At 41.0% G+C, this 15642-nt stretch carries 3 protein-coding genes; all 3 read right to left on the reverse strand.

Going from position 1 to position 15642, the window contains the following annotated elements; genetic code table 11:
- On the reverse strand, positions 1 to 13072 hold a 13072-nt coding region (locus tag DKM50_04165), incomplete at its 3' end, for a hypothetical protein (protein PZM82180.1).
- A gap of 286 nt (positions 13073 to 13358) precedes the next feature.
- Complete coding sequence (locus DKM50_04170) at positions 13359 to 13538, reverse strand: hypothetical protein (protein PZM82181.1); 180 nt, start codon at positions 13536 to 13538, stop codon at positions 13359 to 13361.
- A gap of 344 nt (positions 13539 to 13882) precedes the next feature.
- Positions 13883 to 15577: a hypothetical protein gene (locus DKM50_04175; protein PZM82182.1), complete on the reverse strand. Its 1695-nt coding sequence runs from the start codon at positions 15575 to 15577 to the stop codon at positions 13883 to 13885.
- Positions 15578 to 15642 lie beyond the last annotated feature (65 nt).

The following is a 15642-nucleotide window of genomic DNA, read 5'->3' on the forward strand; positions in this document are numbered from 1 at the left end:
CCTTGAGCACTGCATCTGCTACTAATAGCTTGTCAGCATCACTAGTTAGCGTTCCATATGTTCCGCTGATATCGAGAGCAGCTATGTTGCTATCTAGTAAAGTCTTGATCTCTTCCTTGGTTGAAGCTTCGTTAAAACTCTTGATCAACGTTAAACCTGAACATGCCTGATCTACAGCTGCCTTCACATCATAAGTTGTCGTGAACGGAGTGTTGTTCTTAGCTTTGAGCACTGCATCAGCTACTAATAGCTTATCAGCATCTGTTGTTAACGTTCCATACGTTCCGCTGATATCCAGGGCAGCTATATTGCTATCTAGCAGGGTTTTGATCTGTTCTTTCGTGGTTGCCTCGTTAAAGCTCTTGATTAGAAACAAGCTTGCAAAGGACTGATCAACGGCTGCCTTCACATCATAGGTTGTTGTAAACGGAGTATTATTCTTTGCCTTGAGTACTGCATCAGCTACGAGTAATTTATCGGCATCTGTTGTTAACGTTCCGTACGTTCCGCTGATGTCCAGAGCGGCGATGTTGCTATCTAGTAAGGTCTTAATTTCTTCCTTGGTTGTAGCTTCGTTAAAGCTCTTAATCAAGGTTAAACCTGAACATGCCTGATCTACAGCTGCCTTCACATCATAAGTTGTTGTGAACGGAGTATTGTTCTTCGCCTTGAGCACTGCATCAGCGACTAACAGTTTGTCAGCATCACTAGTTAATGTTCCGTACGTTCCACTGATATCCAGGGCAGCTATGTTGCTGTCTAGTAAAGTCTTGATCTGTTCTTTCGTTGTCGCTGCATTCAGGTTCTTGATTAAAGCCAAGTTAGTATATGATTGGTCAACTGCCGCTTTTACGTCGTACGTCGTGATAAACGAGGAATAATTCTTAGATTTAAGTACTGCCTCAGCTACCAACAGCTTATCGGAATCTGATGTCAACGTTCCGTATGTTCCAGTGATATCCAGTGCAGCTATGTTACTGTCTAGTAAGGTCTTGATCTGTTCTTTGGTTGTTGCTGAATTAAAGCTCTTAATTAAGCTTAAATTTGCAAAGGATTGATCTACCGCGGCTTTAACATTATAGGTTGTTGTAAACGGGGAATAATTCTTTGCCCTTAATACTGCTTCAGCGATCATTAACTTATCAGCATCGCTGGTTAACGTCCCATACGTTCCGTTAATATCCAGAGCCGCTATATTGCTATCTAGTAAGGTCTTAATTTCTTCTTTCGTTGTCGCTGCATTCAAGTTCTTGATTAAGGTTTGATTCTGTCCGTTTGTACTAGCACCACCCGAGCTAATTACTGCATTCAAGTTCGTACATGCCTGATCGACGGCGGCTTTTACATCGTATGTTGTGACAAATGATGTGTTATTCTTAGCCTTGAGTACTGCTTCGGCTACCAACAGCTTATCAGAATCTGTTGTTAAAATCCCATACGTCCCGCTGATATCCAGGGCAGCGATATTATTGTCTAACAGGTCCTTGATCTGTTCTTTCGTTGTAGCCTCGTTAAAACTCTTGATCAAGGTTAAATTCGCAAAACATTGGTCAACTGCGGCTTTAACATCATAGGTTGTTGTTACCGGAGCATAATTTTTGGATTTCAAAACCGCTTCAGCTACTAACATTTTGTCAGCGTCACCGGTTAAGTTCCCATAGGTCTCGCTAATATTCAGGGCTGCAATATTGCTATCCAATAGGACCTTGATTTCTTCTTTTGTAGTCGCCTCGTTAAAACTCTTGATCAAGGGCAAACCGGAACAAGCCTGATCGACTGCGGCTTTTACATCGTACGTTGTCGTTAGCGATGCATTATTCTTAGCTTTCAGTACTGCTTCAGCTACCAACAGCTTATCGGAATCTGATGTCAAAGTTCCATACGTCCCGCTAATGTCCAAAACAGAGAGGTTACTGTCTAACAGAGTCTTAATCTGCTCTTTTGTTGTAGCTGCATTAAAATCCTTGACCAAGGGCAAACCGGAACAAGCCTGATCGACTGCGGCTTTTACATCGTACGTTGTGGTCAATGGTGTATTATTTTTGGCTTTCAGAACTGCTTCGGCTATCAACAACTTATCAGAGTCGCTGGTTAATGTTCCGTAAGTTCCGCTAATATCAAGGGCTGAGATATTATTGTCTAACAGGGTCTTAATCTGCTCTTTTGTTGTCGCCTCGTTGATCGGTTTTACGATCGCTGCTCCTGCGCCAAAACTTTCCACTGCTGCGGATACATCATAGATCGTTCTATAGTTATTGTTTCCTTCTTTATTTTTGATCGTTTTAAATATTCCTTCTGATATCAGTTGCTGCGTCTCAAGGTCATTCGGCCATACATTTTTCTTTTCTTTCGTTGCAGGATCCACTACTACCAACACCTGACTGTTATCTTGCAAAGCTTTCAGAATTGTCGCGCTCGTTGCACCTGGTAAATTGATCGCATTTATTATTGATAGGCCATTAATATTGTCATTTACAATTGCGGCAATCATATATGGAGTATCAAATGGTTTGTCAATTCCATTCTTATCTTTTCTAGCCATTAATACTGCCTCGGCGATGATCAGCTTATCAGCGTCGTCAGTCAGTTTTCCGTAATTGCCATCAATCTTCAATATTCCTGAGGATTCATCAAGAGCTGCTTTGACCTCTTCTTTACTTTTAGCATTATTAATAGCATTGATTGCCGGTAAAGCAGTGATGACGTCAGTTGCTATACCGCCGATGCTATAGAAGCTTTCGAATTTTCCGTTTTGTTGGTCTTTTCTGACAGATAATAAGCCTTTTGCAACCATCAGTTTGTCATCCGGTGAAAGGTTGTTATAAATACCGGAAATCTTCATAATATCAGCATATTCACCTAAACATTCAAGTACTTTTTCCGGAGTATCTGCAGTGTTAAAAGCATCGAGGATAGCTGCGTATTTCCCGGTATTGGCTGATCCGTCATCCATTTTATCGATATCGGCTAATTCCCATTCAATATTCCTGAGCATGTCTGTATCATAGAGATAATGAGCTGCCCTCTGAGCGGTAAATAGAGTTTTGGCCGCGATCAGTTTTTCCCGTGCGGTATTATAATCACCCTTTAATTTGTACAGGACACCCAATTGGAACTTCTGGACTATTTTATTCGTTAAGGATTTCTTCGGATCAGAAGCATTGAGCTTATCCAACATACCGTTGAATTCAGAGCCTTCCTGGTCGTTTATGCCAGCAATAGCCTCGTTATATTTCTGTTCTCGCTCGGCTTGCAGCGATTTCTTTTCTGCTTCATCTGTAGTGTTCTTTAATTTTTCAGAAAGTACATCCGCTTCTTTCATGCAGATACGGGCAAGTAAAAGGTAAGCACTTGAGTTCTTATTCTTCAGCTCAGGCTCAAGCATCTCACGCGCTTTTGCACAATCACCTTTAAGAAGGGTAATTTCTGCATCTTTCACTATAATTTCAGATAAAAAGGTGCTAATTTTCTCTTTATCAGAGAACTTTGCATAGTTTTCTTTGCCAAGTTTATTTACAAATTCTTTAACATCACCTAGCTTAGCCTGGGCTTCTGACAGGAGTGCGTCATCATATATAACATTCCGATTCTCGTCCTCTCCTTTTTCACTCTTTTTGATCGTGCATCCGACAATACCCATTCCAGCCCAGAAATTAGTTTCAAGAAGAGCTGCCTCGTGCTCAATCGAAGACTGAACATATTCACCAACTTTTGAATAATTACCTATTGCTGCATTTAATAAATCGGTCCTTTTATCAGCATCCTGCTCGTGGCCCGCACGTTTTTGATCAATAGTTCCTTCAGTATAGTATGCCTCTGCCTTGGTTAAGATCAGCAAATCGTTTTGCGTAGTTGCTGTCTGTAAATTTTCCTCCCTCTTTAACTCTGTTTTCTGCTCAGCAATGTCGTTTTCAAGAGCTTTTTTCTTAGTCTGCAATGTTTTCAGTTCATTTTCTGCAGTTTCAAGCTCCTTACGTGAATTAGACAACTCGCTTTTCCAGGGTTCCTCTTCTTTGTCATAATCCTTCTCATCTTTTCCAGGGAACAATTGAAGAAAATCACCAATGACCGGCGTACGAATAATGGATTCCCAAACACCATTAGTTTTAATTTTTTTCTCAAGTTCTTCAATCATATTCTTCTTCGCTATAATCTTGCCATCGAGTTTACTGCTATCTTTTTGATGCTCACTAATTTTTATCTCTAAAATACTAATCTTATTAAATAATATTTTTACCTCGTTGCTTAATCCCGGAATGGCTACAGCTTTTGATTTCATTTTTGCAGCTATTTTACACTGTTCAAGTATGGAATTTTTGTCCGTGGCAGCGAGGCTGTTGAACGCATTAAGATGGTCTTCCGCGTTAGTTCCTTTAGCTATACCGCTTGTTTCCAGATTGCCTGCATCATTAATGACAATCTCCCCTTCAACTACATCTGTAAGCATATATGCTAATACGTAATTGCCTTGATCTTTATAGTCGGACGCAAGAGCTAAAAGGCTTTCCTCAAATGAATTAGCAGCCTGCATTTTGTATAGGCTATACTCCATCTCATTTGAGCAGCCAAGAATATTCTTAATCAATTGAGGGTTATTTTTTGCAAATTTGAAAAATTCATCCTCGCCGGAATAGTTAGTATCGAGTGCATCGATCAAATCACTTATGCCTTTTAGATCTTCAGGTTTTTGGGCGCCATTGTTTAAAACATTATAATAAGCCGGTATCGTAATCGTTTGAAGCTTTGCGTCAAGGTAGCGGTATAGTACCGGATCATCTATTATATTTACAGCGCCTTTGGTGACCTTAACATCTTCAAAAGCTTTTTTGTAATACTCATCATCAATAACTTGGTTGCTAAATTCTAATCGCGATTTCTGGTCTTCTTTCGAAGAGGCAGCTCCTGTAGCTGTTGAGCATAGGCTAATGAAGCTCTTGCGTTCAATCTCGTTCATACCGTTAACGATATCTGCGATAACCTGACCAGGGACAAAAACGTCATCCTGTCCATTTTTACCTATACTGACCTTTTTTTCATAGGCTTCGGCACCGGTTGACTTATCTTTAATCAGATTAGCCAACTCCTGCCCGAGTGCCGGGTTTCCGTTGCGCATATTGGCGTAGGCCAGCGACATAAGTGCGTTCTTGAACGGATCAAGATAATAACCCTTGGATGATTCGAGTTTAGAACTGTCTGACTTGCTGGCTTCGTCTACCTGGTTGGTATTCGTGTAAGATTCGAGTATAGACTTAGCCAACTCACTGGCTTTGTCTACCTGGTTGGTCTTCATATAGGCACTGAGCATCGAACTCTCAACATAAGACTTGATAACGGCTGCAGTCGAAGCATCAAAAGTTTTTACTAAAGAACGCTGATTATCGTTAAAATTATCGTAAGTATTATTGTAATCTTCGATAGACAACTCTTCGCCTTTGATGCGCAGTAAAAGCGCTTTGGTAATATCCTGGTATTTTTCGATAGACATCACTGCGCCGTTGTATGTCTTAGCGGACTCATCAATCAGAATGAGCGGTAAAAGCGCTTCGGTAATATCCTGCTGTTTGGTTGGCGGCTGGTCTGTAAGCAGGGGACGATATTTACCCAGCAAGAACCGATCGATAACCACAGCATTTTGGGGATCTTTAATATAGGAATTCCACTTGTTATTGATTTCTGTTTTAACATCTGCTGACACTTTTTCAGGTGCTGACACATTTTCAGATGCTGACACTTTTTCAGGTAGAGAAGAAAAAATATTTTGCAGAGAAGGATCAGTATAACCTTTTTTATCAACACGCACATAAAGTAGCTGATGAAAAATGCTCTTCTTATCATCAGACGTTTCCAGCTTCTGACCAAAACATTGCTGTAATTGGACTACCCGGAGGAGGTCCTGGTTATAGTATTGCGAACTGGACTGATTCTTAATTGTCTGGCCCATGATCGAATAGAGCTCGGTTAGTCCGGCATCGGATATATAGAGGTCCTCATCATTCTGCAAAGCATTCAGGCTGCTATATTTCATATTGATCAGCATATCAGCAAGAGCCCTCGCCCCTTCACGGGCCTTACTGCTGTCTTTGCTATTGATATCTGTGCTGTCTTCGCTATTGATATCTGTGAGGTATTTTTCTGCCTGGTTAAGGGAAATAACTTCGTACTGACTATTATCCTTGGCAAGTTCGATATATCGTTTGATATCCAGATAGAGATTATTATTATATTCTGAAGGGCTTTGGCCTGTCGACCTTTGCTCTACCGGAAGTTCGTTAATCGTCACCGATGAAAAATCAGTTCCTTTTGCTCCAAGATTAATCATGTCTTGCGCATAAACATCGTGCATGCCGGAAGAGGCATTGATCTTGGAAATCAACGCCTGGTTGGGCACAAAACGGCCCGATATATTCAGCTTGTTTCTGACCGACTCAAGGACATCGTAGGGGACCCGACTCAGGAATCCATATCGTTCAAGCTTAACATCGCCATTGAAGTTGACAGTATACTTAGACCCATTTTGATCTTTTGAATCAATGATCAGTACATCTTTTTTGAGTTCGTCAGATACAACCACTTTCAAGAAGTCTATTACCTTAGGATCATCAAGATTATTGGAAAGATCAGATAGATATTGGTAAGTTGCGTATCCTTGCAGTGCTTTGTCCGGAACTTTACAAGCGAGAACTTTATTGGCATAAGTTACGTTGACCGAGTCAGTAAGAATATGGTTCTTTTCATATGACTCCTGTACTGTAGCCATGGATTGCTTTTTCAGTTTGCGCCAGAAATCTGCATTACCTCTGTCCTTAGTTGCAATAGCATCGAGTACCCGGGGAGATAATACATCGACCGAAACATCTTTGCCGGATTGCAACTGTTTCTTGAGTTCTTCTACAACATTACGAAAATTTTCATCTTTACCCTGTTTCGCGAAAGCTGCAGCAAACAGGAACAGACTGTCAACATCAGCAGCATCATCAGCGGCTTTAGCAGCAGCAGCTTTAGCAGCATCAGCAGCAGCAGCTTTAGCACCATCAGCGGTATCAGCATCAGCATCGGCGGCAGCGGCATCGGCAGCAACCGCAGCAACAACAGCAGCAGCAGCGGCATCAACTTTGTTACCATAAAAATCCATGGCGATAGGATTACCGTACTTGTCCATGTATGGTGCGGGAAATTTCCCATATCCAGAAACATGTTCGTACCCTTTCAAAAGCTTGTCAAAGGCGTCAGTCTGTTTCATCTCAGCGTCAGTCTGTTTCATCTCAGCGGCAGTCTGTTTCATCTCAGCGGCAACCAGCATCATCATTGCCTGGTTCCTGGCAGAGACCTTGCTGTCATAACTCGGGTTAGTTACCAGCATGCCAGTTTCTGTAGAAGACTGTTTCCCATAGCGGCTCAGAATAGTGTCGAAAGCATCACCTTTCGGATTGTACGTGAGCTCTTCATCATTGTTGATAACCATATTGGTATACAGCATCAGATTATCGATATCCCTAGAGAGATTGTCGGTAAAAAACCTACCTAGTTCGCGTTGCAATTCAGGGTCTTTGAAAAGGCCTTTGTTCTTATTAACCATAGCAACCAGCGGATCCTGCGAAAGCTGAGGCGTGTAGGAATCTTTTTTGATCAACCCGGCAATATCAGTTGCCTGGAGATAATATTTTTTCAAGGTCTTGAGAGCATCGTTCCTGGTCTGTTGATCCAGCGTGGAATCTTTGACGAATGATTGATAAAAAGAGAGTATTTTCTGGGTATTTTTGATATAACTTTGGCAATATATCGCAAACAGGATCTTCGAATCCTTATCTTTGATAGCGCCGGTAGCGTTCTTCTCGGCAAGAATTGTAAGAATCTTTTCATTCTGTGCGTAGAGATCATCAAATAGGGCAGCCATTTCCTTAAAGTTATTACCAGTGGCCGCTGCCTGTTTGTCATTTGAGAGCTGCATCCGGATATTACGCTGTCTGTTCACGATCTGTTCGATCTTGAGGGGAACGAGAGACATTCTGGCCCAAACAAAACTCTCGGTATCCAGCTTGTCAGTCGACTTATCGTGTTCCTGCTTCAAAAAATCTTCGAGCAAGCCGATAGAAGCGTCCGGATCACTATAATCAACGTTATCGGTAGCGAGCAGTGCCGCCATGTCTTTGTAATTGTACTTATTGTCCAAAAAGCTTTTGATGATCATATAAGTATCTTTGTATATTAACCTATCGAGCGGACTCTCTTCTATACCCATGCCCAGCAGCGAATCACGGATGTATGAGACCGTAGCATTGGCAGCATTCTTGTTAACGACAGAATCGTTAAGATATTGTGTTAACGTGATACGTCCATTTTTTATGTCATCTTTGTCGAGAGCTTCTTTGTTAACCTTTTCAAAATATATACGTTCTTTTTCAGTAAACCCGTCAAAAATCTTTTCATTGCCATCTGCAAGAGTAACTTTAATTTTGTCCTTATCAAAAGATACCTTTTGCCCCGCCATCATGTACGAAATCAGCAGTGCTTTCCGGGCGGTACCATCAGCTTCCGTCAACTTACCAGCATCAGATTTAGCATCAGACATTTGCAGTTTGGCCTTTTCGATATATGCCTTGGACAATAAAGTGTTCCATTGTCCGTACATCATCTCATAGTTGGCAGTACCCCTGAACATATCGTCCACCACACTGCTCATTCCTTCGATTATCTTATTGATCACCCCAAGGTCTTTGGTCTCTTTGGTCATAAATTGAGTTAGACGGGCTTCGTAGCCGAGACACATCGTCTTGTAGATATCGGCACGCATTGCATCAGCTTGATCTTTAACTTTTTCTTCATTAAAAACATGGTTATCAAGCATCCAGGCTATACGTTTAGATACTGACGAAGAGGTGCCGTCAAACGGACTCAATTGATTATTATTTTTTTCATCTTGTTTTAATGTGTAATAATCTGTTTGGAAATCAGAATTATTAACCAATCCGACCTTCTGAAGTACGTTAGAATCCTTTTCGATACTGGAAAATATTTTTGCTACTATATCATTTGACTTAGCCACATACTCGTTTGCCTGTTTTATAGCAGCAGCAGCAGCCTTCTGGGCTTCTTCATCTGTGGTCTGACTTGAGATCTGACTTGCGATCTTGTAGAGCAAGTCTGCCTGTTGTGAATAGTTTTGGATTAATGAGTGCATGGTATCGACCATTTCCTTACGGTAATTGCGATTGGTAGTAACCGAAGGCTCCATCCGTTTAAACTTTTTCATCTCTGTCATAAGGGCTTTGTTTTTATCTTGCCAATCAGTATTTAATATCCATAGGTCCCCTTCTCCCAGAATATTCTCAATACCTTTTTGAACTGCGATATATTCTTCTTTTTCATAGAGCAGGCACATTGCTGCGATACGGGCCCCAGTATCCTGAACATCACCAGTTTTCCCATTAAATATCTTTGACAGTTCCTCATTATCCTTGTTTTCTTTCATGAGATCATTTATCTTGGGAGCAATGGCTTGGTCCTGACAATAACCAGCAATATCCTCGTCATAGATCTGGTATTTCTTGACATTAGCGAACATCTTATTAAGACTGTCTTCTCCCGACTTGATCGACGCCTGGCCATTTGTATAGTTCTCCACCTGTTTTGCGGTTATCCCGGTGAGGTTAGTGTTCTCGCCTTCTAACTTCACGGAATTAGCAACCACGCCAAGGGCTGTTTTCTGTGCCGGGGTATTGGCGATTTTGGCTAAAGTATCTGCGCGCATTGCCTCGAGGTTGGGCATGTAGGATTTGTCAAAAAGGTCGTGATTATTCCCGTTGCTATCCTTCCAGGAATGCCCGCTCGTAATAGCAGCTTCAATTGCAGAGGAATTATTGAGGGCTACATACTTTTGGTTCTCAGCTACCGTATCGGTACCGGATTGCATCCATTTGGAGAGGTTAAACCGTTCCTGATTAAGCAGGTCCATGTCAACACCTTCATATTTGTTTTGGATATTCATGGCTAGATTGAGTGAATAGAGTGCCATATTGTTCAGGCCCAGGTCGTTATAGTACGATACCAGTTCATCCATAAACAGTTCATAAGACTTGATAACGGGATTCTGGGCATGGATAAGATCAGCATTATTCTCAACTGCGAGCTTTTGCTGCTCAAAGTTGTTGAGGACTTTTTCTCCATCTTGGCTACCAAACAAGTTGCGAACTCGACTACGCCAAAAATCCGGATCAATCGTAACATAATCAGTCCATGAATCGGCTTCTTTTACTTTGGAAACAAACCTATATGGATCCCTATCATTTTTCTTATCATTATCTGCCAGATTAAATAAGAGCTCTTTGGCTTCTACCAGCGGCTTATAAGCGGTCAGTACATCTTTCTTCTGACCTTCAAAGCTGGTCTTGCGGATAGCGCGGGAGAGTGCTAATTGCAAGTAGATATTATCAGTCTGCTTTTTACCATAAATGTCCGTCTGATTTAACAAGTACCGGAATATCACCGGTGACTCGTTATAGGTGTGCATATCAGAAAGTGCGCCTTCCAGAAGACCGATGACATCTGCAACATTACCGGCAGTCTGGTAATTGGTATCAATCACTCCATATGAAGCAAGTGCCAGATAATTAATACACTTTTGTGCCAATGCCTTGGCATCGTTCCTGCCATTTTTGGTTTCGGTAAGGACCTGCTCATTAAAATACGCGCGGAAGTAAGCCGGTCCGTTTTCAGTATTAATTTTTTTGCGCAGATCTTCTATATCGCTCGAAGATTTGAAAGCAGAAAAAAATTGTTGGTTAGATGCAGTTACCAAATCGGCATTTCCCATAGTTGGAATAACTGGAATAGACGGAAAGGAAAAAACCTCTCCAGGGTTGTGAAGGAGCGGTGTAACACCACCGTACTTAACTTCTTTTCCATGAATAACCCCGGAATATTTGCTCTTTGTTTGAGATAACATAGTATCGTTACACTTTGGTACTGTTGATACCCCAAAGCTCTGTGCCAGCTTTTGGATATCGCCGGCCCGTAATGCATTGAAATAGGAAAACGCGCCCTGCATACCAAGCATATTAGCTGTGAATCCCGGTTTACTATCAGTAAACTTGTCAGCGTACTTCAGGACCAGTTCATACAATTTATCGGTATCCTCAAGATTTTTCCTGCTCAGCATATTCTTGATCTCTTTGTAGAGGGCTGCAGAATCGTCACCGCCCAGGACCAACATGGAATAGTGATCCAGGTTAATCTCCGGCATATCATCAATTTTTTCGACAGTTGCATTATTATTGTTATTAAAAGCAATCTGCGTATACATATCATAAGTAAATTCGTTCTGTGTAGATTGAGATTCATTTTTAGGGATTTTTTCCAAACTGGCTTTTAGATTCTCTAGATTCTCTAGATTCTTTAGATTCTCTAGATTCTTTAGATTCTTTAGATTCTTTAGATTCTCTAGATTCTTTAGATTCTTTGGATTCTTTGGATTCTTTAGATTCGCTGGATTCTTTAGACTCGCTGGATTCGCGAAAATCAATGCCTGACAGATCAGACGGGCAGTTGAAATCGAAAGTGATTTATCGACATTTGCATTAAACTTATTAGGATCGAATTCACCGGACGCAGGATCAGGCGCGATCTTTTTCTTATAAACTGCTTCAAGCATTTCTATCATTTTTACTCTTGTCTGCTGATCTTTTTCGAGCTCCGATTCATCATCTCTCAAGATCGATTCGGCTATGGCAGCATAAGTCTTAAGCCCATACTCGGTCTCTTTGTATTCACGGTTTTTGAGATCTTTTTCCTCACCTATCTCAATCTTACCTTTATCGGATATCTTCACCTCAAACATATCCGGGATAAATCCATTGTCCTTATATGCGCTGTAAATAATATCAAACATATCTTTTCGTGCTTTGAGGATATCCTTATCATTCCCCATGGCCTTAGACATCATCAAGAGCGAAGTAAAGCTGATATCCGGGTAGATTGTCATCCGTCCGCAATAATCTTGAGTAGCAATGCTATTTGAGGGAGTGATAACCGATGTTGTAATAATGTTTTTGCCGCCAAAGCTATGGAGGGTCCCAAGTTTTACCTGAGCCAAAAAGTATTTGGTCAGGTTCTTCACTGCATCCTTCATCGTCCCATTCCCAAGCGACTTAAACTCAGTACTGTTAGAAATATATCCCGGCAAATACTGCCTAACCTGATCATAAAAGCTATAAACTTCTGCAGGAGTGCCATCATAATTCATCTGCAGCCGCTTGAGCAGTGCTTCGACAAACATCAGATCGGCACCGGATGACGGATTGCGGAGTTCCTGACTCGGACTGTGGATATCGTAGTCACTGTTAATATATGACGTCCCGGCTGCATTGCCGCCATTAATCCCATTCTTGCCCATCAGGTAGACATAACCCAGCAGTAAGCTGTCATAATGTTTAATCAGGGCTTTCTTATTATCATCATTCGATTCTATTCCGATCTTTTCGGCAACCAGTTTGAGCAGGTACGCCTGGTTCTGCGAAGTGATCGCCCCTTTCTGGTAGGGATCAAAGGTTAAATTGGGGGTATTAAGAGTAGAATCATCCTGTAGCCTGGTAGATTCATTATGTAGCTTGGTAGATTCATCCTGTAGCCTGGCAGACAAAATCTCCTGAAACACTTTCTTCTGATCATCTGTCAGATTAGAATTCTTAATAGCTTCAGCCACCGCCGCCAAATCAGATTTAAAAACAAGTTTATCTTCATTTGGATTTTCAAAATAATTACTCAATGTATCTTTAATTTCCGGAAGTTTATCTAAAATAGTTTTTTTATCAACAAAAATATTCACTTTCGCGATATCTGCTACTTTCGGCTCCATAGCCGGTTTGGCCGGATTAAGCGCAAAAGAAGGAACAATCTTATTGTTATTAGTTGATGGAATATTGGTTACATATTTGGTATTGGTATTGGTATTGGTATATATTTTTTTTTTAACAAAATCGGTTATTCCATTCTTGACCGATTCTGCGAGTTTATTTATACCTGAAAACACCGTAGAGGAAGAATTCCCGGATGAAGTTTTTTCAACATTATTGCTCATGTGCAGCTCCTAAATTTATCATTGGGTTAGCGTCTGCCACCCTTATTTACAGGAACAGATAGATAAACCTAGTCTGCCCCTAGGGAATTATCGTCTTGCGGACCGAAAAGTTGCATTGAATTATTTCGATCTTTGGTTTGGATTTTCAAAATGCTCATTTTTAATGCGTAATATAAAATATTAATTACATATATATTATATACTAACTTATAGTATCCATTATGCCCAGTAGGGAATATTTGTTAAACATGGATATTTTTACAATATTTCTTGAGGTTCATAGCTATCAAGCTAAGCTTTTTTTGTTAGTGAGCAGGGGAATATCTCCCTCATCGAGGGGGATGTCTTGCGCACTAGCAAAAGACAGGGGGAGTTCATCGTTAATTCTTTGACATACTCCATTAAAATTATTATTAATCTCCTGGTTAGTAAATCTAATCACCTTTATTCCATATTCTGACAAAATATCGCTTCTTACAGCATCATATTTTTACGTAATTCTTTTGCCCGATCTGTTAACTTAGGGTTATATGCTAATCTTGCAGTTAGTTGTCTCAATCCTCTTTCCATCGAACTCCACCTGTCTTTTGCTTCGCTCAAGACATCCCCCTCATCGAGGGGGATTTTTCAGTTGTCAATCAAGCTAAGCAACTGGAGCACTCCCTCCGCCAATCCCTAAGTTAACGCCTATGTACCTGACCGGCGGCTCGATTAAATCGACTGCTCATTTCCGGGAATTGTACTTCTCGAGGCTAAAAAAGGGGCAGATAATAACAATTCCAGCCCCTGTGTAATAATCGGACGTTTCTTTTAACGATACCACCTTTGCTCTTCGAATGCTGCCTTCTCCATTGCTTCTCTTTCTGCTCTTTCTTCTCTTTCTGCTCTTCCTGCTTCCCATGCTTCTCTTGCTTCTCTTGCTGCTTCCCTTGCTTCTCTTTCTGCTTCCCTTGCTTCCCATGCTGCTTCTTCTGCTTTTAGCCGAACTGCACGATTAGTGATCAAAGACAACAGCTCTTCTTTGTCATCGTCAGACTCAATTTGACACTCATTATTTTTAATATTTTGTTCTATCCTGTTGAGCATAGCAACATCCGACACGGCAATAAGCATTTTTAAAATTTCAGGAGTTCTGAACTGTTGCGGGATTTCATTATAGATAGCAGCATGCCGACTCTTATTTACAGCAGCTTTAGTAATATCCATAGTTCTCAATAGCGCAGGTATCTTACTGTACAAATCCAACATATTTGATGACCAATCAGAATGTTCAATCAATGCCAGTACTATATCCTTATCTATATTCGGAATATGGGCAGCTAATTGATGCATCTTTATCGGATCGCATTTTTTTATAGCCTCCAGAGTTAGACCTTTATCTGTGATCTTAAGCAGGTTATAGAGTTCCGGAACATGTGCCGGTGGACAGTGTACAATCAATTCCGGAGAAACTGGGCCATATTCAGATAGGGCGTTTTTTGCTGCATAGTAACAATTGTTGTTTCCCAGCAATGCTATCAATGCAGGAAAGTCTTTTCGTTTACCCAGCAATTCAATCACCGCATCTGCATAGGAAGACGCAGTATCGAGCTTATCAAGATGCTTAAAAACTATAGCAGCCTGTTCACCTGGAGAATCTTTATGGAATAGGATTAGAGAGTCTATCTTGTTAGGGACTAGGCTTACTATATCTCTCAGCAATTGTGACATTTGCATTTTGTTGAGATTAAGCATATTTAAAATCAACCACAATTCTTCAGCATAATAAACAAGATCACTTTTAACAGGGGTAAGCTTGGCAGCGATGACAAACAAAGCACTAAATAAAAGAAACTTAAAATAATCTTTTGCATTAGGTTGGAAATACCTGTCACGATAATTCCCGGCTTTAATATAATGCTCGACAGCAAACTTGATACTAGAAGGAAGCTGCGCTATTTTATCCCGATGTTTTACCTTAGTGCTTACCAGCAGACTCAAAGTGATCAGTAATAGTGCTGCCAGATGTGCCTCATTCGCCTTCAAAGCATATTTAAGCTCCAGCAACAAGGCTTCTTTGACAAATCCATTACTTAATAGAGTTGTTATGCTTTTTGATTTTTTTTCCGAATCTACTGCACCAAGAACAACAATATTTTGGGTCGCAAATAACTTTACAACGCTATCACTATCACCGCATAACTTTATTAACGCGGGAATTGCATCCTTAGCAGCTGGTCCCATTTTGCCTAATGCCTCTGCGGCGTCTATCCTTACATCTCTATCACTATCACCGCATAACTTTATTAACGCGGGAACTGCATCTGGCCCCATTTTGCATAATGCCTTTATGGCGAGGTCCCTTACATAACTATCACCGAATAACTTTATTAACGCGGGAATTGCATCCTTAGCAGCTGGCCCCATTTTGCCTAAAGCCTCTGCCGCGCTTTTCCTTACATCACTATTACTATCACCGCATAACTTTATTAACGTGGGAACTGCTGCCTTAGCAGCTGGCCCCATTTTGCCTAAAGCCTCTGCCGCGCTTTTCCTTTCAACCCTATTTCTATCCCCGCATAACTTTATCT

The organism is Candidatus Margulisiibacteriota bacterium (assembly GCA_003242895.1).
Classification (GTDB): domain Bacteria; phylum Margulisbacteria; class Riflemargulisbacteria; order GWF2-39-127; family GWF2-39-127; genus GWF2-39-127.

What these genes read in the sequence shown, in the direction of transcription:
- DKM50_04175 (PZM82182.1), bottom strand. Translation starts at nt 15,577, where the DNA reads ATGGGGCCAGCTGCTAAGGCAGCAGTTCCCACGTTAATAAAGTTATGC.